The organism is Brachybacterium sp. GCM10030252 (assembly GCF_042666535.1).
Classification (GTDB): domain Bacteria; phylum Actinomycetota; class Actinomycetes; order Actinomycetales; family Dermabacteraceae; genus Brachybacterium.
Genome location: NZ_JBHTDM010000032.1, coordinates 12,546 through 32,267, shown reverse-complemented (window position 1 = coordinate 32,267; position 19,722 = coordinate 12,546). Strand labels below are relative to the sequence as shown.

General features: G+C 72.1%; 17 protein-coding genes. 12 read left to right on the top strand and 5 right to left on the bottom strand.

From position 1 onward, the window contains the following. Window positions 1–9: 9 nt before the first annotated feature. From ACFQRJ_RS14245 to ACFQRJ_RS14225, 5 genes are read right to left on the bottom strand one after another with little or no spacing between them, the layout of a single operon-like run. Window positions 10–1,788, bottom strand: a complete 1,779-nt coding sequence (locus ACFQRJ_RS14245; protein ID WP_377019853.1) for an acetyl/propionyl/methylcrotonyl-CoA carboxylase subunit alpha — start codon at window positions 1,786–1,788, stop codon at window positions 10–12. Window positions 1,789–1,844: 56 nt separating this feature from the next. Then, entirely contained in the window at window positions 1,845–2,579 is a 735-nt protein-coding gene (locus ACFQRJ_RS14240) for a Maf family protein (RefSeq protein ID WP_377019852.1), read from the bottom strand. After that, the gene (locus tag ACFQRJ_RS14235) at window positions 2,579–4,264 is read right to left on the bottom strand and encodes a DUF885 domain-containing protein (RefSeq protein WP_377019851.1); all 1,686 of its coding nucleotides are present in this window, start codon (window positions 4,262–4,264) and stop codon (window positions 2,579–2,581) included. The genes ACFQRJ_RS14240 and ACFQRJ_RS14235 overlap by 1 nt, the downstream gene beginning before the upstream one ends. 30 nt (window positions 4,265–4,294) lie before the next feature. Continuing rightward, window positions 4,295–4,558, bottom strand: a complete 264-nt coding sequence (locus ACFQRJ_RS14230) for an acyl-CoA carboxylase subunit epsilon (protein ID WP_377019850.1) — start codon at window positions 4,556–4,558, stop codon at window positions 4,295–4,297. Next, window positions 4,555–6,177 carry an acyl-CoA carboxylase subunit beta gene (locus ACFQRJ_RS14225; protein ID WP_377019904.1) on the bottom strand — a complete coding sequence of 541 codons (1,623 nt, stop codon included), beginning with the start codon at window positions 6,175–6,177 and terminating at the stop codon, window positions 4,555–4,557. The genes ACFQRJ_RS14230 and ACFQRJ_RS14225 overlap by 4 nt, the downstream gene beginning before the upstream one ends. 174 nt (window positions 6,178–6,351) lie before the next feature. On the opposite strand from ACFQRJ_RS14225, the gene ACFQRJ_RS14220 reads away from it, so the two are divergent. The 12 genes from ACFQRJ_RS14220 (at window position 6,352) to ACFQRJ_RS14165 (ending at window position 19,656) form a co-directional block, all read left to right on the top strand. After that, window positions 6,352–7,197 (top strand): biotin--[acetyl-CoA-carboxylase] ligase, encoded by an 846-nt coding sequence (locus ACFQRJ_RS14220; protein WP_377019849.1) that lies wholly within the window; start codon window positions 6,352–6,354, stop codon window positions 7,195–7,197. Window positions 7,198–7,205: 8 nt separating this feature from the next. Next, a complete protein-coding gene (locus ACFQRJ_RS14215; protein WP_377019847.1) occupies window positions 7,206–8,375 on the top strand; it encodes an adenylate/guanylate cyclase domain-containing protein in 1,170 nt (389 codons plus the stop codon). 79 nt (window positions 8,376–8,454) lie between these two features. Beyond that, window positions 8,455–9,150 carry a response regulator transcription factor gene (locus ACFQRJ_RS14210; protein ID WP_377019845.1) on the top strand — a complete coding sequence of 232 codons (696 nt, stop codon included), beginning with the start codon at window positions 8,455–8,457 and terminating at the stop codon, window positions 9,148–9,150. 3 nt (window positions 9,151–9,153) lie between these two features. Beyond that, window positions 9,154–10,536: an ATP-binding protein gene (locus tag ACFQRJ_RS14205; protein WP_377019844.1), complete on the top strand. Its 1,383-nt coding sequence runs from the start codon at window positions 9,154–9,156 to the stop codon at window positions 10,534–10,536. A gap of 18 nt (window positions 10,537–10,554) precedes the next feature. Next, a complete protein-coding gene (locus ACFQRJ_RS14200) occupies window positions 10,555–11,742 on the top strand; it encodes a 5-(carboxyamino)imidazole ribonucleotide synthase (protein ID WP_377019843.1) in 1,188 nt (395 codons plus the stop codon). Then, window positions 11,739–12,257, top strand: coding sequence for a 5-(carboxyamino)imidazole ribonucleotide mutase (gene purE, locus ACFQRJ_RS14195; RefSeq protein WP_377019842.1), 519 nt, complete (start codon window positions 11,739–11,741; stop codon window positions 12,255–12,257). The genes ACFQRJ_RS14200 and purE overlap by 4 nt, the downstream gene beginning before the upstream one ends. Further along, entirely contained in the window at window positions 12,254–13,363 is a 1,110-nt protein-coding gene (locus ACFQRJ_RS14190; protein ID WP_377019841.1) for an acyltransferase family protein, read from the top strand. Before purE ends, ACFQRJ_RS14190 begins: the two co-directional genes overlap by 4 nt. 23 nt (window positions 13,364–13,386) lie before the next feature. Next, window positions 13,387–14,073: an acyltransferase gene (locus ACFQRJ_RS14185; protein ID WP_377019840.1), complete on the top strand. Its 687-nt coding sequence runs from the start codon at window positions 13,387–13,389 to the stop codon at window positions 14,071–14,073. Then, entirely contained in the window at window positions 14,070–15,197 is a 1,128-nt protein-coding gene (locus ACFQRJ_RS14180) for a DegT/DnrJ/EryC1/StrS family aminotransferase (protein ID WP_377019839.1), read from the top strand. Before ACFQRJ_RS14185 ends, ACFQRJ_RS14180 begins: the two co-directional genes overlap by 4 nt. A 2-nt stretch (window positions 15,198–15,199) precedes the next feature. Beyond that, the gene (locus ACFQRJ_RS14175; RefSeq protein ID WP_377019838.1) at window positions 15,200–16,222 is read left to right on the top strand and encodes a Gfo/Idh/MocA family protein; all 1,023 of its coding nucleotides are present in this window, start codon (window positions 15,200–15,202) and stop codon (window positions 16,220–16,222) included. 76 nt (window positions 16,223–16,298) lie between these two features. Continuing rightward, on the top strand, window positions 16,299–17,702 hold the full coding sequence (locus tag ACFQRJ_RS14170; protein WP_377019836.1) for a glycosyltransferase: 1,404 nt from the start codon (window positions 16,299–16,301) through the stop codon (window positions 17,700–17,702). 10 nt (window positions 17,703–17,712) lie between these two features. Continuing rightward, window positions 17,713–19,656, top strand: coding sequence for a DUF6541 family protein (locus ACFQRJ_RS14165; RefSeq protein ID WP_377019835.1), 1,944 nt, complete (start codon window positions 17,713–17,715; stop codon window positions 19,654–19,656). Window positions 19,657–19,722: the final 66 nt, after the last annotated feature.

The following is a 19,722-nucleotide window of genomic DNA, read 5'->3' as shown; positions in this document are numbered from 1 at the left end:
GGCCGGGTCTCAGTCCTCGATCGAGCAGAGCACCGCGCCGGCGGAGACCGTCGCCCCGATCTCGGCGCTGAGCCCCGTGACCACCCCGGAGCGGTGGGCGGTGATCGGCTGCTCCATCTTCATGGCCTCGAGCACCAGCAGCAGGTCGTTGTCGGCGACGGTCTGCCCCTCCTCGGCGACGAGCTTGACGATGGTGCCCTGCATCGGCGCGGTCACCGAATGGCCGCCCGCGGCGCCCTCGCCGACACCCCGGTGCTGCCGCTTGCGGCGCGAGCGCACCGCGGCCTGAGGCGCCCGCAGCGAGGCGGGGAGGCTGATCTCCACGCGCCGGCCATCGACCTCGACCACCACGGCCTCGCGATCCTCCGGCTCCTCGGGCTGGGCCGGCAGCGCGGCCGGAGGGATCTCGTTGGAGAACTCGGTCTCGATCCAGCGGGTATGGACCGTGAACGGCTGCTCGGGGTCCGCGGGGGCGAACGCCGGGTCCTCGACCACCGTGCGATGGAAGGGCAGCACCGTGGGCACCCCCTCGATGTGGAACTCGGCCAGCGCGCGGCGGGAGCGCTCGAGGGCCTCCTGGCGGGTGGCGCCGGTGATCACGAGCTTGGCCAGCATGGAGTCGAAGGCACCGGAGACCTCATCGCCGGCGCGCACGCCCGACTCCATGCGCACGCCCGGGCCCGAGGGCACGTCGTAGCGCTGGATGCGGCCGGGGGCGGGCATGAAGCCGCGACCCGGGTCCTCGCCGTTGATGCGGAACTCGAAGGAGTGGCCACGGGCGATGGGGTCCGTTCCCGAGATCGTCTCCCCGGCGGCGATGCGCAGCTGCTCGCGCACCAGGTCGACGCCGGCGACCTCCTCGGTCACCGGGTGCTCGACCTGCAGGCGGGTGTTGACCTCGAGGAAGGAAATGGTGCCGTCGGCCCCGACGAGGAATTCGCAGGTGCCGGCGCCGACGTAGCCGGCCTCGCGCAGGATCGCCTTGGAGGAGGAGACCAGCTGGGCCTCCTGCTGGGAGGTGAGGAACGGCGCCGGAGCCTCCTCGACGAGCTTCTGATGGCGGCGCTGCAGCGAGCAGTCGCGGGTGGAGACCACCTGGACGTTGCCGTGCATGTCCGCCAGGCACTGGGTCTCGACGTGGCGAGGTGCATCGAGGTAGCGCTCCACGAAGCACTCGCCGCGGCCGAAGGCGGCAGTGGCCTCGCGCACGGCCGAGTCGAACAGCTCGCGCACCTCGGATTCCTCGCGGGCGACCTTCAGACCGCGGCCACCGCCGCCGAAGGCTGCCTTGATCGCGATCGGCACGCCGTTGGCGCGGGCGAAGTCGACGACCTCGTCCGAGTTGGCGACCGGGTCCTTGGTGCCGGCGACCAGGGGAGCGCCGGCCTTCTGGGCGATGTGACGGGCCGAGACCTTGTCGCCGAGCTTCTCGATCGCCTCGGGCGAGGGGCCGATCCAGGTCAGCCCGGCGTCCATCACGGCCTGGGCGAAATCGGAGCGCTCGGAGAGGAACCCGTAGCCGGGGTGAATCGCGTCGGCCCCGGAGCGCTGGGCGATGTCGAGGATCTTGTCGACCACCAGGTAGGAGGAGGCGGCGGTGGTGCCGCCGAGCGCGTAGGCCTCGTCGGCGATCTGCGTGTGCAGGGCGTCACGATCGGGATCGGCGTAGACGGCGACGGAGCGGAGCCCGGCGTCCCGGCAGGCCCGTGCGATCCGCACCGCGATCTCTCCACGGTTGGCGATGAGCACCGTGGACAGGGGGCGGGGCTTGACGGAGCGTGCGGCCATGGGGCGGGGGTTTCCTTCCGGGAGTCAGCAGAGGTCGAGTGTAGTACCGCGGCGGGTCACATCGTCGCAGGGCCCGGGCGGGTCTCAGCGGCATCGGCGAGAGCCTCGCCACCTTGGGGCTCGCTCTCCCACAGCTCGTGGACGGCGAGCCCGATCTCGCCGAGCAGGCGGCGCAGCAGCGGCAGCGAGAGACCGACGACGGCATGCGGATCACCCTCCACGCCCTCGATGAACGGGCCCGCCCGCCCGTCGATCGTGAAGCCGCCGGCCACGCCGAGCGGTTCGCCGGTGGCGACGTAGGCCTCGATCTCCTCGTCGGTGACCTCGGCGAAGGTGACACGGCAGCTCGCCGTCGCGCCGAAGGTGCCGCCGGTCCCGCCGTCGGCCTCGTCGCGGTCGTCGATCAGCCAGTGCCCGGAGTGCAGGATCCCGGCGCGGCCGCGCATCGCCCGCCAGCGCTCCGCGGCCCGCTCGGCGGTGTGCGGTTTACCGATGACCTCGCCGTCCAGCTCGAGCATCGAATCGCAGCCCAGGACCACGTAGCCGCCCTCGCTGCGGGACGTCGCGGCCTGCGCCTTCTCGCGTGCCAGCAGCAGCACCTCATCGGCGGGGACGAGGAGGTCCTCGGGATCGCCGGAGGCGGCGGCGCGCTCGCGGGCGGCTGCGAGAATCCCCTCCTCGTCCAGATCGACCGGGAGGGTGCGGTGCTCGATGCGGGCGGCGCGCAGAGTGGCGCGGCGCCCGGCGGAGGCGGAGGCCAGCAGCAGCAAGGGGTCGTGATCGGTGGTCATCACAGGGCTCCTTCGAGGACGGACAGCGGCAGGCTTCCCAGTTCGAGGGCGCGGCGGTGGAAATCCCGGAGGTCGGTGGTGCGCGCGGCCAGCTGCTCCCAGACCCGCTGCCCGATCTTGTACGAGGGAGCCTGGCCTGGCCAGCCCAGGTACCGGTTCAGCTCGAAGCGCTGCTCGGCCTCGCTCACGCCCCAGTGGGCGGACATGAAGTCCCATGCCTTCTCGTACGTCCAGGCGCCGCCGGCCGAGCCGGCGATGCCCTCGGGCATGGGCAGGCCGACGTGGAAGCCGATGTCGAGGACCACGCGGCCGGCACGCAGGCGCTGCGCGTCGAGCATGCCCAGGCGGTCCCCGTCGTCGAGGTATCCCAGCTGATCCATCAGGCGTTCGGCGTACAGCGCCCAGCCCTCACCGTGACCGGAGACCCAGCACATCAGGGCGCGCCACCGGTTCAGAGAGCCGGCCTGCAGGGTCTGCGTGCCGACCTGCAGGTGATGGCCCGGCACCCCCTCGTGGTAGACGGTGGTCGTCTCCAGCCAGGTGTGGAACCGGGACGTTCCCGCGGGAACGTCCCACCACATGCGGCCGGGCCGGGTGAGGTCCTCGCTGGGGCCGGTGTAGTAGATGCCGCCGGAACCGGTCTGCGCGATGCGGCACTCGAGACGGTGCAGCGGCTGGGGGATGTCGAAATGGGTGCCGGCCAGGTCCGCGATCGCGCGGTCGCTGAGCTGCTGCATCCAGGCCCGCAGCTCCTCGGTGCCATGCAGCACCCGCGCGGGATCGGAGCGCAGGGCGTCCTTGGCGGCCGCGACGGAACGCCCGCCACCGGTGCCGTGGCGCTCGTTGATCCGGGCGGCGACCTCCTCCTGCTCGGCGACGATCGCGCGCAGCTCGTCGATGCCCCAGGCGTAGGTCTCATCCAGATCCACCTCCGTGCCCAGGAAGGTGCGGGAGGCCAGGCGATAGGCGTCCCGGCCGATGGCGTCCGCGGCCGGTGCCCGCTCGGCGAGCGAGTCCAGGAAGTCCGCGAGCTCGAGATAGCCCTCGGCGGCGGCGCGGGAAGCGCGGGCGACCCGCTCCCGCTGGGTCCCGTCGCCCACGGCCGAGGCGGCGAACGTCTCGAAGAAGCCGTTCTCCGCGGCGTAGCCGCGGGCCTGCTCGGCGCCCAGGACGAGCTGCCGCCGGGCCGAGATCACGCCGTGGTCCGCGGCCTCGCGCAGCGACTCGGCCCAGGTGGCCAGCGAGCCCGGCATCGCCGCCATACGCTCGGCGATGACCTCCCAGTCCTCGGCGGTCTCCGCCGGCATCTGGTCCAGCACATCGCGGGACTGCAGGGGCGAGGCGAGGTTGTTCACCCCGGCGACGTCCAGCCGGAGCTCGGAGCGCTCGATCTCCAGTCCCAGCCGCTCCGTCAGAGCGGCCCGCGTGACGGAGTCGGTCTCGTCCTGATCCGGCACCTCGCCGATGGACGCCAGCAGGGCACGGGCGGCGTCGGTGCGTTCGGCGACCGCTGCCGGGGAGAAGTCGGTGACCTCGCTGTCGTGACCGGCGATCCCGAGCTCGGTGGCGAGATACGGATCCAGCCGGGCGACGGAGTCGACGTACCCGTCGGCGAGCCGGTCCAGGGCCGACGGCGTGCGGGTCGCCGCGGGACGGCCGGGCGCGGGGGAGGGGAGGGCAGGCATGCGGCGCAGTCTATGCGGCCAGAGCCGGGCTCAGCGGTCGGAGAACTGCCAGGCGGTGGGCGAGGGATGCGAGCGCAGACCGTGGGCGCGCGGATGGGTGTGGACCGGGTCGCTCCAGGCGCTGGGGTCCCCGGTGCGGCCCTCGGCCAGGTCGCGCTCCTCGGCTTCCAGACGGCTGGTCACGCTCATGGCGGAGACGACCACGGCGATCGCCGCGAGCTCGTCGCTGGCCAGCTGCCCGCGCACCAGGCGCACGTCGGCGCGCGGCTGCTCGGACGGTGTCTCCTGGTTCACAGCGGGATGTTCCCGTGCTTCTTGGTCGGCAGCGAGTCGCGCTTGGTGCGCAGCGCCCGCAGCGCATGGGCGATCTCGACGCGGGTCTGCGAGGGCTGGATCACGCCGTCGATCCAGCCGCGCTCGGCGGCGGTGTACGGCGTGGCGAACTTCTCCTCGTACTCGGTCTCCAGCCGCGTGCGCGTGGCCTCGACGTCGCCACCGGCCTCCTGGACCGAGCGCAGCTCCTGGCGGTGGAGGATGTTCACCGCGCCCTGCGAGCCCATCACCGCGATCTGCGCCGTCGGCCAGGCGAGGTTGAGATCCGCGCCGAGCTCCTTGGAGCCCATCACGATGTAGGCACCGCCGTAGGCCTTGCGGGTGATCACGGTGACCAGCGGCACGGTGGCCTCGGCGTAGGCGTACAGCAGCTTGGCGCCGCGGCGGATGATGCCGCCGAACTCCTGATCGGTGCCGGGCAGGAAGCCGGGCACGTCCACGAACGTCAGCACCGGGATGTTGTAGGAGTCGCACAGGCGCACGAAGCGCGCCGCCTTCTCCGAGGCGTCGATGTCCAGCGTGCCCGCGAGATGCGAGGGCTGATTGGCGATGATGCCGACGCTGTAGCCCTCGACCCGTCCGAAGCCGACCAGGATGTTGCGGGCGAACAGCGGCTGGACCTCGAGGAACTCCTCGTCGTCGAGCACCGCGCGCAGCACCTCGAGCATGTCGTAGGGCTGGTTCGGGGAGTCGGGGATCAGCGTGTCCAGCGCGGTGTCCTGCGGCGTGAGGGCCTCGTCGAAGCGCACCGGGAACGAGGGCGCCGGGCTCAGCGTGTTCGCCGGCAGATAGCTCAGCAGGTCCTTGACGTACTCGATCGCCTCGCCCTCGTCGGGCGCCATGTAGTGGGCCACACCGGAGCGGGAGGAGTGGGTACGCGCACCGCCGAGCTCCTCGAAGCCGACGTCCTCCCCGGTGACCGTGCGGATCACGTCGGGGCCGGTGATGAACATGTGCGAGGTCTTCTCGACCATCACCACGATGTCCGTCAGCGCGGGGGAGTAGACGGCCCCGCCCGCGGCCGGCCCCATGATCAGCGAGATCTGCGGGATCACGCCCGAGGCGCGGGTGTTGCGGCGGAAGATGCCGGCGAACATCGCCAGCGAGGCGACGCCCTCCTGGATCCGGGCGCCGCCGCCGTCGAGGATGCCGATGATCGGCACCCCGGTGCGCAGTGCGAGGTCCTGGACCTTCTGGATCTTGCGGCCGTGGGCCTCGCCGAGGGAGCCGCCGAAGACGGTGAAGTCCTGGGAGTACACGCACACCTGGCGGCCGTCGATCGTGCCGTACCCGGTGACGATGCCGTCTCCGTCGGGGCGCTTCGCCTCGATCCCGAAGTTGCGGGCCTGGTGCCGCACGAAACGGTCGGTCTCGACGAACGAGCCGTCGTCCAGCAGATCCGTGATGCGCTCGCGGGCGGTCTTCTTCCCTCGCGCGTGCTGCTTCTGGACCGCCACCTCGTCGGCCGCGGAGACCGTGGCGGCGTCACGCTCGCGCAGGTCCTCGAGTCGCTGGGCGGTGGTGAGCGGCCGCGGGGCGTCGGTCACGGGGCCTCCTGCTGCGGCCTGCGCGGCCGCCATGAATCCTTCGGTGATGAACACGGGGATACTACGCTACCGCTGGCCGGGAACGGCTGGTCCGCGGCGAGGACGGGCACGGGCACCGGTGAGGCAGCAGTGACGGGACGAGGCATGGGACGAGGCACGGCACGGGGTCGGAGCGACGGCGAGCAGGCCGGCGCGGCGATCCATTCGATGGGAATCCTCACGTCCACGCAGGATGAGGCCCGGCGCCGCCTGGAGGCCGGCGAGCAGGCTCCCTTCGCGGTCAGCGCGCGCGAGCAGACGGCCGGCCGGGGGCGGCTCGGGCGGGCCTTCGCCAGCCCCGACGGAGCCAGCCTGTCGTTGACCTACGCCCACCGCTCCGCCCTCGGACCGGACGGTCGCGGGTGGATCCCGCTGGCAGCGGGGCTGGCGGCGATCGACGCCCTGGCCGCCGCCGTCGGGACCGACGGGGCCGCGCTGGGACTGAAGTGGCCCAACGACATCCACACCGCCGACGGCCGCAAGCTCGGGGGCATCCTCGTCGAGGGACACGGAGCCCGTGACGTGCTGATCGGCATCGGCCTGAATCTGCGCGGGCCGGTGCGTGCGGTCGACGGCTCCCTCGTGCCCGGTACCGCCTGGCTGCTCGGCGCGGACGGGATCCGGCCCGGAGCGGACGACCGGACGGGTGCTGCCGATGCCGCCTCGCTCCGTGAGGCGATCGCGGGCCACCTGGTCACCGCCCTCGCCAGCGAGCTCGACGCGCTCGAGTCCAGTGGGGGAGACGGGGATGGTGCGGGTACTCGTCGGCGGTACACTATGACGTGCCTCACAATCGGGCGTAAGGTGCGGGTCGAGCCCGTGGGAGACGTCGCCGGCGCCCTGCACGGCATCGCGCGGACGATCGAGGCCGGCGGCAGGCTGGTCGTGGACCTCGAGGCCGGCGGCGAGGCCACCGTGGATATCGGCGACGTGAGACATCTGAGGCCGGGCGGGCCGGAATGGCCCGCGACGGACGCCGGCGACGGCGTCGAGAAGGAGGAGCACGGCAGGTGACGGGCGGAATGGAAGACCTGGAGCGCGACGGCGCGGAGCGCTCTGCGCCCTCGGACGGGACCCGTCCGCCCGGCGAGCCGTCGCTCTCGCCGGAGGACTCTCCCGATCTCGACGCGACCCCGCTGGGGGACCAGGAGATCCTGGACCTCAATCGCCGCTTCGCCGCCGTGCGCCGCAGCGTGGGAGCGCTGGAGAAGGTGCTGCTGCAGGGGTCGCGCAAGTACTCGCGCCGTGACCTCGCCCAGCAGCACGACATCCCCGAGCGCCTCACCTCCGTGTACTGGCGCTCGCTGGGCTTCACCCCGGTGGACGAGGACACCGTCGTGTTCACCGAGGAGGACGCCTACTCGATCGGCGACCTCGCCGCCATCGTCGAGGACGGCGTGCTCTCCGAACGGGCCTTCGCCAGCATCACGCGCGGGCTGGGCTTCCACATGGGCCGGCTGGCCATGTGGATCACCGAGGCGCTGGTCGATGAGGCCAAGCACGCCGACGGCACGGACGACGCCGAGGCCCGCCAGCAGATGCTCGACACCATCCCCGAGCTGCTCGAGACCCTCGAGTCCCAGGTGATGTTCGCCTTCCGTCGCCAGCTCGCCGCCTACGCCGCCCGCGCGGGCTCCGAGGTCCTCCACCGCGACACCGACGAGCTGTTCCCGCTGCAGCGGGCCGTCGGCTTCGCCGACCTGGTCCAGTTCACCCGTCTGGCCCAGGACCTCACCGGCGCCGAGCTGGCCGACGTCGTCGGCCGCTTCGAGGCGGTCGGCCGCGACGTCATCTCCGTCGGCGGCGGCCGCGTGGTCAAGACCGTGGGCGACGAGATCATGTTCCTCGCCGACACGCCGGAGGACGGCGCCCAGATCGCCGTCAGCCTCGCCGAGATCATCACCGCCGACCAGGGCCTGCCGCCGGTGCGCGTGGGCCTGTCCTGGGGGTCGATGTTCTCCCGCTACGGCGACGTGTTCGGGCCCAAGGTCAACCTGGCCGCGCGCATGGAGTCGGTGGCCCGTCCCGGCACCGTGGTGGTCGACGACGAGACCGCCGCCGCGGTCGAGCGGGCGCTGCCGGGCGGATTCGCCACCGCCGACGGCGAGGACGTCGAGCTGCACGGCATCGGCACGGTGCACGTGATGGAGATGCGCCGTGACCGCTCGGCGCCGCTGGACCTGAGGTACTGACCTGGGCATCGGAGCAGGCAACACCCCGGTTCAGGGCACGACCAGCCCGCTGTGAGGGCGGCGACGTACGATGGAGCGCGTGACACGACTGCTACTCGTCGAGGACGACTCGGCCATCGCTGAACCGCTCTCCCGCGCACTCGACCGCGAGGGGTACACCGTCGCGCGCGCATCGCGGGGCATGGACGCGCTCGCCATCGCCGCCGGAGGGGACCCGATCGACGTCGTGATCCTGGATCTCGGCCTGCCCGATGTCGACGGGCTCGAGGTGGCCCGGCGACTGCGCAAGGGCGGCCTCGAATCGCCGATCCTGATCCTGACCGCACGGGCCGACGAGGTCGACGCCGTGGTCGGCCTGGACGCCGGGGCCGACGACTACGTCACCAAGCCCTTCCGCCTCGGGGAGCTGCAGGCCCGGATCCGCGCCCTCATGCGGCGGTCCCAGGCCATGGAGGAATCCGGCGACGCCTACGACGTCAACGGCGTGACCCTCGAGGTCTCCGCCCGCCGCGCCTACGCCGACGGGCACGAGCTGAGCCTGTCGGCCAAGGAGTACGACCTGCTGACCGTGCTGGTGCGCGAGGCCGGGAGCGTCGTCACCCGTGACGACCTGATGCGCGAGGTGTGGGGCGCCGAATGGTGGGGCTCGACCAAGACCCTGGACATGCACGTCTCGTGGCTGCGCCGCAAGCTCGGTGACGACGCCACGGACCCGCGCCGGATCACCACGGTGAGGGGTGTCGGTTTCCGGTTCGAGACCGGCGCGGAGAGCTGACACGTGTGGCAGCGCGTGCTGCAGGCCACCATCATCACGGTGGTCCTCTCGGTGCTCCTGCTGGGTATCCCGCTGGGGTACTCCTGGCTGAAGCTGAACGAGCAGTCCCTCTCGAGCACGGCGAACCAGATCCTCGACGACGTGCGCGTGGACACCGAGGAGAGGCTGTCCGAGGGCCGTCCTCTCGATGAGGCGATGCTGCAGCGGCGGGTCGACGAGCAGGCCGACCTCGACGTGGCGATCACCGTCGTCCACGACGGTCAGACCCTGCAGGCCGGGGAGCCGCCCGGCAAGAACCCCGTGGAGGTCTCCACCTTCGGCACCGACGGCCAGGAGATCACCGTGGCCATCCCGGAGTCCGACGTGGCCGCCCACACCGCGAGCGCGTGGGTGCTCATCATCGTCGCCGGGCTCTCGGCCGTCTCCATCGGCGTCTCCGTCGCGCTGTGGCAGGCCCAGCGGATCTCGATGCCCCTGGCCCGGCTCAGCCGGCGCGCGGAGGAGATGGGCAGCGGCCGCGCCCGCGGGCCGTGGACGCCCTCGGGGATCGCCGAGATCGATGACGTCGCCGAGGAGCTCACCCGCTCCGGTGCGATGCTCACCGAGCGCCTCGAGGCGGAGAGCCAGCTCGCCTCGGACGCCTCCCACCAGCTGCGCACGCCGCTGACCGCCCTGTCGATGCGGCTCGACGAGATCCTGGCGACCAGCTCCGAGGAGTGGGTGCGCGACGAGGCCCGCATCTCGCTGGAGCAGATCGACCGACTCACCGAGGTGGTCCACGACCTCATCAACGCCCCGCGCTCGTCCCAGCGCCGCACCCCCGGCGTGGTCGAGCTGCGCACGGTGCTCACCCAGCAGAGCGAGGAGTGGTCGCCCGCCTACCGCCGCGCCCAGCGCGAGCTGCGGATCCAGGTGCCGCGCAGCGCCGCCGTGTGGGGATCGCCGGGGCCGCTGACGCAGGTGCTGGCCACCCTCATCGAGAACGCCCTGATGCACGGCGACGGTCGGACCACCGTCAAGGTGCGCCGCAACGAGCACTCGACCGTCATCGAGGTCATGGACGAGGGGGGCGGCATCGACCCGGCGCTCGGCTCGAGGATCTTCGAGCGCTCCGTCTCCGGCCGCAGCTCCTCCGGCACCGGCGTGGGTCTGGCCCTGGCCCGCACCCTGGTCGAGGACGACGGCGGCCGGCTCGAGCTGCTGACCGAGCGGCCCGCGACCTTCGGCGTGTTCCTCATCTCCGCCCCGGGGGAGGACGACGTGCCGCCCCCGGAGGGCACCGACGCCGAAGCCGACGGCGAGGGCGAGGACCTCCCCGCCCCCGACGAGCTTGAGGAGCTGCCGCAGGGGTCCGTCGTCCGGCGCCGCCCGCGGTCGCGCGCCTGACCTCGTACACTGACCGCCGTGTCCGAGACCCCGCAGCCCTCAGAACATCGTGCGCCATCGCCCCATGCCGCTGCCGTCGGCATCGTCGGCGGCGGGCAGCTGGCCCGGATGATGCTGGGCCCGGCCATCGAGCTCGGCCTGGCCACCACCGTGCTGGCCACGGCCCCCGAGGAGAGCGCCGCCGCCGTCGCCGGCCGGGTGCGCCTGGGCCGCCACGACGACGAGCAGGCCGTGCGGGGCCTCGCGGGGGAGGTCGACGCGATCACCTTCGACCACGAGCACGTGCCCACCGCGATCCTCGAACGCCTCGAGGCCGACGGCGCCGCCGTGCGCCCCGGCCCGGCCGCCCTCGTCCACGCCCAGGACAAGCTCGTCATGCGCGAGCGCCTGACCGCGCTCGGGCATCCCTGCCCGCGCTGGTGGCGGATCGGCTCCCGCGAGGATCTCGCCGAGACGCTCGCCGAGACCGGCGGCCGGGTCGTGGTCAAGACCCCGCGCGGCGGGTACGACGCGCACGGGGTGCGCATCGTCGAGGCGGACGACCAGGCCGACGACTGGCTCGCCGCGCACGGCGAGCTGCTGGCCGAGGAGCTGGTGCCCTTCACCCGTGAGCTCTCCGCGCAGGTGGCCCGGCGTCCCGGGGGAGAGGTCGTCGCCTATCCCGTCGTCCAGTCGGTCCAGAAGGACGGGGTCTGCTACGAGGTGGTCGCACCTGCTCCGGGGCTCGACGTCGCGGCCCAGCGCCGCATCCAGCGCCTCGCTCAGGACATCGCGGAGGACCTCGGCGTCGTCGGCATGCTCGCCGTCGAGCTCTTCGAGACCGAGGACGGCGAGGTGAGCGTCAACGAACTGGCCATGCGCCCCCACAACACCGGGCACTGGTCCATGGACGGCGCGGTGACCGGGCAGTTCGAGCAGCATCTGCGCGCGGTCGCCGATCTGCCGCTGGGCTCGACCGATCCTGTCGCGCCGGTGGCCGTCATGGTCAATCTGCTCGGAGGCGGCGCGGAGGACCTCGCCCCCGGCGCCTGCGCCGCGCTGGCGGCCGACCCGCAGCTGAAGCTCCACCTGTACGGCAAATCCGTCCGGCCGGGGCGCAAGCTCGGTCACGTCACGCTGATCGGGGACGACGCGGAGGATCTGCTGGAGCGTGCCCACCGCGCCGAGAAGCTCATCATCGACGGCCCCGAGAAGGAGATCCGATGACCGCGACCGAGACCCGCCCCCGGGTGGGCATCGTGATGGGATCCGACTCCGACCACCCGGTGATGGAGGCCGCCGAGGCGGCGCTCGCCGAGTTCGGGATCGCGGCCGAGGTCGACGTGGTCTCGGCCCACCGGATGCCCGAGGACATGGTCGCGTGGGGCCGGTCCGCCGCCGACCGCGGCCTGCGCGTGGTGATCGCCGGCGCGGGCGGCGCCGCGCACCTGCCCGGTATGCTCGCCGCCCTCACCCCGCTGCCCGTGATCGGCGTGCCCGTGGCGCTGAAGCACCTCGACGGCATGGACTCCCTGCTCTCGATCGTGCAGATGCCCGCCGGTGTGCCGGTGGCGACCGTCTCCATCGGTGGGGCCCGCAACGCCGGTCTGCTGGCGGCGCGCATCCTCGCGGCCGGCGGGGACGAGGAGGCCGCTCGGCTGCGTGAGCGCATGGTCGCCTTCCAGGAGGAGCTCCGCGAGATCGCGGTGGGCAAGGGCGAGGCGCTGCGGGCCTCTCGGTGAGCGAGCACGCTCCGGCGACGTCGCAGGGCCGGGTCGCCTGGCTGGACCTGGCACGGGCGGTCTCGATCATCCTTGTCGTCCTCTACCACGTGGCCGTCTCCGGGGGAGCGGACCTGCTGGGCGACGGGCGGGCCGCGGCCTGGTGGGCGAGCGCGAATCTCGCCCTGATCCCGCTGCGGATGCCCCTGTTCTTCCTGGTGGCCGGACTGCTCGCGGCAGGCGCCCTCCACCGGTCGTGGCCCCGGGTGCTGCGACCGCGCGTGCTCGACATGCTCTGGCCCTACGTGCTGTGGAGCCTCCTGTTCGCCGCCACCGGGTGGCCGCGCTACGCGCCCGAGGACCCGCTCGGCTTCGTCCGCGGGGAGATCGCCGGGCTGTTCGTGGTGGGCTCGCCCTACTGGTTCATCGCTGCGCTGCCGGTGTTCTTCGTGCTCTCGCGGCTGCTGCGTGCTCATAAGGGCGTTCTGCTCGCAGTGACCCTGGTCCTGTACGCGGCCGCACCGGTGATCCAGGAGTCGATGGAGCGCGCCGAGATGTGGGGTGATCTCGTCTACGGCGTCTTCCAGCTCACCGACAACGCGCTGTGGTACGCGGCCGGATTCGCCCTGCGGTCGACGATCCTGGCAGTCGGGGAGCGTCCGCGACCGGTCCTGGGACTCGGGCTGACCGCCGTGTTCTGCCCGCTGGCCCTGATCGTGCTGCGCGCAGAACTGCCGCTGCCCCTGTCCCGCGGGCTGGAGCTGGTGGCATCGATGAGTGGGATCGGGGCCTGCATCGCCCTGCTGCCACTGCTGGCCCGCCTGGGGTCCGTGGCTCGCGCCGGGTCCTTCGTGGGCAGCCGCACGCTGGTGATCTACCTGGTCCATCCGATCGTGCTGAACCTGGTGGTGGTCGCGTGGCGCCGCGCCGACGGGCTCTCGCTGACCGCCGGACCGGCCGGGGAGCTGCTGGTGGTCCCGGCAGTGGCGGTCATGGCCCTCCTGGCCGCCGTCGGGATGCAGGCCGTGATCGACCGCTGGGGTCCGCGCTGGCTGATCGAACTGCCCCGTGTGCGCGAGATGCGCAACAGCTCCGCGCGGACGGCAGGTCATCCCCGACCGCGGTGAGCGCTCGCGGTATCGTCGGGCCCATGAGTGAAACCCCTGCCTACCGGGCAGCCCCGGGGTCCGACATCTCGGACGATGCCACCATCGGCGACGGCAGCTCCATCTGGCATCTCGCACAGGTGCGCGAGGGCGCGAGGCTCGGCACCGGCTGCGTCATCGGTCGCGGCGCCTACATCGGCTCCGGCGTGCGGATGGGCGACGGCTGCAAGGTCCAGAACTACGCGCTGGTCTACGAGCCCGCGGTGCTCGCCGACGGCGTCTTCGTCGGCCCCGCCGCCGTGTTCACCAACGACCACTTCCCCCGCGCGGTGAACCCGGACCTGTCGCCGAAGTCGACGTCGGACTGGGAGCCCGTCGGGGTCACCTGCGAGACGGGATCGTCCATCGGCGCCCGCGCCGTGTGCGTCGCCCCGGTGACGATCGGCGCCTGGGCGATGGTCGCCGCCGGTGCCACCGTCGTCAAGGACGTGCCCCCGCACGCCCTGGTTGCCGGCGTCCCCGCCAAGCGCCTCGCCTGGGTGGGCCGCTCCGGGGAGAAGCTGATCCCCTCCACCGACGGCACCGACGCCTGGGTGTGCCCCACCACCGGCGAGTGGTACATCCACGACGAGAAGTCCGGCGGGCTCCAGCTCGCCTCCTCCCCTCAGGCCGGGGCCCCGCGCCCGGCCGCGCTCGACGACTCCGACGAACAGGACGGACCCACCGCATGAACACGGAACCGACGATGATCCCGCCGGCGAAGCCGATCATCGGGCAGGAGGAGCGCGACGCGGTCGATCGCGTGCTGGCCTCCGCGATGCTGGCGCAGGGCCCGGAGGTCGCGGCCTTCGAGCAGGAGTTCTCCGCCGAGCTGGCCGGTGGCCGCGAGGTCGTGGCCGTCAACTCCGGCACCTCGGGTCAGCACCTGGGGATGCTCGCCCTCGGTCTGCGGCCCGGCGACGAGGTCATCGTGCCCTCGTTCACCTTCGCGGCGACCGCGAACACGGTCGCCGTCTCCGGGGGTGTCCCGGTGTTCGTCGACGTCGACCCGGAGACCTTCACGGTGGACCCGGCCGCGATCGAGGCCGCGATCACCGAGCGCACCGTCGGGATCCAGCCCGTCCACCTCTACGGCCACCCCGCGCCGATGGGCGAGATCACCAGGATCGCCCGTGAGCACGGGCTGTGGGTGTTCGAGGATGCCGCGCAGGCGCACGGGGCCACGTGGGACGGATCGCTCGTGGGAACCCTCGGCGACGGCGCGATGTACTCGCTGTACCCGACCAAGAACATGACCTCCGGCGAGGGCGGCATGGTCGCCTGCGCCGATGCGGAGACCGCCCGCCAGGTGCGGCTGCTGCGCAACCAGGGCATGGAGCGGCAGTACGCCAACGAGGTCGTCGGCTACAACAACCGCATGACCGACGTCCACGCCGCGATCGGCCGGGTGCAGCTGACCAAGCTCGCCGGGTGGACCGCGCAGCGTCAGCAGCTGGCCGCCCACTTCGACGCCCACCTCGAGGGTGTCACGACGCCTGTCGTGCGTGAGCAGGCCACGCACGTCTACCACCAGTACACGATCCGCCTCGAGGGCGCCTCCGCCGCCGAGCGCGACGCCTTCGCGACCGCGCTGCGCGAGGAGCACAAGGTCGGCTGCGGGGTGTACTACCCCACGCCCGTGCATCGCCTGGCGACGTTCGCCTCGTCCGCAGCGGACGCTGCGGACGCGGACCTGCCGGTCACCGACATGCTGGCGCGGGAGGTGCTGTCGCTGCCGGTCCACCCGAGCGTCAGCGACGAGGACCGGGATCGGATCGTCGAGGCCGTGAACGCGGTCGCGAAGGCAGGAGCGTGACCATGAGTGCGAGCACGAAGCGACTGCGGGCCGGGCTGATCGGCCTGGGCATGATGGGCCGCCACCATGCGCGCAACCTCCAGGCCCTGGACGGTGTGGATCTCGTCGCCGTCGCCGATGCCCACGGCGACCCGCACGGTGCCGCCCCGGGGTACGACATCCTGCCCGACGTGCAGTCCCTGATCGCCGCCGGCATCGACTACGCCGTCGTCGCCGTGCCCACCCAGTTCCACCGCGATGTGGCCCTGACCCTCGCCGAGGCCGGGGTGCACACACTGGTCGAGAAGCCGCTCGCCTTCGACATCGGCGAGGCCGAGGAGATCACCGCGGCCTACGAGAACGCCGGCCTGGTCGGCGCGGTCGGCTACATCGAGCGGTACAACCCCGCGCTGCAGGAGATGCGCAAGCGCATCGCCGACGGGCAACTCGGCGAGATCTACCAGATCGTCACCCGCCGCCAGGGCGCGTTCCCAGCGCGCATCGCCGACGTCGGCGTGGTCAAGGACCTCGCCACGCACGACCTCGACCTGACCGCGTGGGTCGCGCAGTCGCGGTACGCGCACGTCGCGGCCACCTCCACCCGCCGCTCCGGGCGCCGCGACGAGGACATGGTCTCGATCGCCGGCGGCCTCGCCGACGGCACCATCACCAACCACCTGGTGAACTGGCTGACACCGTTCAAAGAGCGCGTCACCGTCGTGACCGGCGAGAACGGCGCCCTGGTCGGTGACACCATCAACGCCGACCTCACCTTCCACGCCAACGGCGAGAAGGCCACCAACCTGTGGGAGTCCATGGCCTCCTTCCGCGGCGTCAGCGAGGGCGACTCCATCCGCTACTCGCTGCAGCGCAAGGAGCCCCTGGCCACCGAGCACGAAGCTTTCCGCGACGCCATCGGCGGAGACACCTCCAACATCGTCACCATGCGCGAGGGCCTGCACACCGTGCGCACCGTCGAGGCCGTCCTGGAATCGGCTCGCGCGGGGGAGGTCGTTCGGCTCGACGGGGACACCGACGGTGCCTGACCTCGCACCGCTTCGCGCCCGTGCCCTCCGTGCGGCCACCGGGGCCGCCCGTCGGCTCCCCGGCCGCGCAGGGGGGATGGGCGTCTATTTCTCCGCGCAGCAGCGACTCGCGGCCGACCCGCGGTACGGCCGATGGCGCCAAGATGTCGCGACGTTGCTGGGTCTCGCCGACCGATGCCTGGAGCGAGGGCGCGTCGACGCCGCCCTGCGCTGGTTCGACAAGGCGTTGCGTGTCTCCTACGACCCGTCCCTGCACCAGGCGGGCCGCTCGCCTCTCGCCGCCGACCCCGCCGAATTCCTCCGGCCCCTTCGGGAATCGGCGACCGGCACGCTCATGCTCGGCCGGACGGTGCCGTTCTCGAGCGCTCCGTCGCGACCGGCCCCGCGGGACCGCCGCGGTGGCGAACCTCTGCGCCTGCTCGTCATCGCGCAGGAGAACTGGACGTTCGTGCGGCCGCTCATCGATGCACTGCGTGCCACCGGGCGGTTCGAGGTCCGGGAGCTGGACGTCGAGGACCTGCCCGAGGGTGGGTTCCCCGATCGCGACCGGATCATCCGCGGCCGGTACGACCTGGTCACCTCCGGTCGCCGGATGCCGACGCCGCCTGCCCTGGCCGAGAGCTACGACTGGGCCGACGTCGCCCTCGTCGAGTGGAGCCATCACGTCCTGACCTGGATTACCCTGCTGGATCGGGCACCGCGAGCCCTGATGTCCCGGGTCCATCGCTTCGAGGCCTTCACCCCCTTCACGCTGCTGCACGATCACGCCCGGATCGACCGGATGCTGTACGTCTCGCCCCCGGTGTGGAACATGCTGACCGTCATCGCTCCCGACTTCGCCGATATCCAGGCCGAGCACGTGGGCAATCTCCTGGCGCGCGGTCTGGAGACCCCGCCCCGTGAGGACCACGATCCGCGGCTGCTGGTGCAGGTGGGTTGGGTCAGGGAGGTCAAGGACGTCCTGTTCACGATCGAGGTCCTCGAGCGCCTGCGCCGGCACGACGATGCTTACAGGCTGAGGCTGGTCGGGCCGCGCCTGCCCGACTCGGCGTCCCGGGACACGCCGTATCAGCGGTTGGTGCGCGAACGACTCGAGCAGCTCGGCCCGGGCCCGGTCGAACAGCTCGGTGCGCGCGCCGATGTCCCGGCGTTGCTGGCGGAATCAGGGATGATCGTCTCCTCCTCCCGGCACGAGGGCACGCACGAGTCCGTCATGGAGGCTCTCGCGGTCGGGTGCCCGGCGGTCATCCGCGACTGGCCCGACACCGTGCCCTACGGAGGAGCGGCGAGCCTCTACGATCCGGACTGGGTCGTCCCCGACGTCGACGGGGCCGTCCAGCGCATCCTCGAGCTCCGCGACCCCGAGGTCTACGCGGCGGCCTCCCGCCTCTCGCGAGAATTCGCCTTCGCGCAACGCGATCCGTCCGTGGTGACGGCGGGGTATGAGCGTGCCCTGCAACCTCCGCCCAGGATCTCATGAGCTGCTGCGCATGACCGAGTTGCTTCCGGTGCTGGCCGCGTGGGCGCTGCTCGCCGTTCCCGGCCACCTGCTGCTGATCGCGCTTGCATCCCGTGTTCCCGTGCGGTGGGGCTGGGCCCCGGTGGTCACCGTGCTGCTCACGGTGGTGCTCACTGCGCTCTACCGTCTGCTGGGGATCCCCTGGACCATCCTCAGCGCCGTGATCGGATACCTCGCCCTGGTGGGCCTTGCCCTGCTCGCTCGGCTGCTGATCGCTCGCCGTCTCGCGCACCCCCCGCCGGGGGACCCGGCGTCGTCCGCGGCCCCCTGGACCCTGCGCAGCGTGTCGCTGGTGACGGGAGTCGCGGTTCTGTCGGGCGTGCTGGTCGTGGCCTCCAGCAGCCAGCGCATGGGCGGTATCGGGACGCTCAACGGCAGCTACGACTCCTTTTTCCATCTCTCCGCGATCGCCTTCATCCGCGACGTGGGCGATGCCTTCCTCACGACGGCGCTGACGGAGATCTACGGAGCCCCGACGTACTACCCGGTGATGTTCGACGCTCTCGCGGCGCTGTTGCCGTTCGACACGGTCACGGCGGCGAACGCGATGATGCTCTCGCTGCTGGCGGCACTGCCGTCCTCGGTGGCGGCGCTCGCCGCGTCGGTCGCGGCCGGTCGTCGCGAGGCCCCCGTGGGTGCGGCGCTTGCCGCGGCCGCATCGACTCTCTTCCTCAGCGTCGCCGCGACGGCTCTGGTGATGGGACTGTGGCCGACGGTGCTGGGGGTGGTGTGTCTGCCCGTGGCGATCGCCTCCGCCCTGCGCCTGCTGGAGCACCGGCATGGCGTGCGCGGGCTCCGCCGGCTCGGCGGGCTCACCGGTCATGCCGCGGTCCTGGTCGGCACAGCAGTCGCGCACCCGTCGATGCTGTTCTCGGTCGCCGTCGTGGCCGGTCTGTACGTCCTGGTCGGGGGGATCGGTCATCTTCGCGCCGGCCGCGGACGTCGCGGCTGGTGGCAGGTGGGGGGCGCGCTCGCCGCAGCGGGTGGTTTCCTCGTGGTCTCGAGCACCATGCTCAGCGGGATGAACCTGACCAAGCCGAGCGCCGACGGAGTGGGCTCCGTGGCCTGGAAGATTCTCACCGACACCCCGCGGATCCCGGTGGTCGAGACGGCGGCATGGCCCCTGCTGCCGGTGTGGATCCTCGCCGCGATCGGTGCCGTCGCAGCGGTGCGTCGCTGGGAGGTCGTGGGCACGAGCTCGGCGGTGGCGGTCGTCGCCTCCGTGCTGCTGGGTCTGGCCACGGAGATCGAGTCCCCGGCGGCCGCCGCGCTGGTGAACCCGTGGTACGGGGCGCGGGAGCGGATCGCCCCGCTGATGATGTGCATGCTCATGGTGCTCCTGGTGCGCGGTCTGGACGCGGTCGTGGACGTCGACCGGATCCGAGGTCGTCCCGTATTCGGGACGGTCGCCGCGGTCGGTGTGCTCGCGATCGTGCTCGTTGCCGTCGTCGTGCCGCCGCGGCTGCCGCTGCTGGGATCGCTCGCCTACACCGCCTACGGTCTCCAGCTGGAGCCGTACGTCACTCCGCAGGAGCGCGCCTTCATCGAGCGCACGGCCGCAGCCCTGCCGGACAGCGCCGTGGTCCTCGCCGATCCACTGGATGGAGCGCCCCTGTACTGGTCGATCGGCGGAACCCGGACCGTCTACCCCACGATGGCGCGCCCCCTGACTCGGGACCAGACCCTGGTCGCCAACTACGCCGGGAATCCGGACATCTACGGCGAGGTGTGCTCGGCCCTGACACGACTGGGCCCGACCCACCTGTACCGTGATGTCTCCGCCGCATCCGGCGCCGCCATCAATCCTGAGGCCTCGAGACGTTGGAGTGGGGTCCACGACATCCCGCCCTCGCGACTGACTCTCGTGGCCGAGGAGGGCCCGTACGCTCTGTACGAGCTGGAGCCCGTGTGCTGAACGAGCGGCGCACCGGGTGCCACGCCGTGGACCGGCGCCCGCCCGTCCCGAGCGAAGAGGAGAACC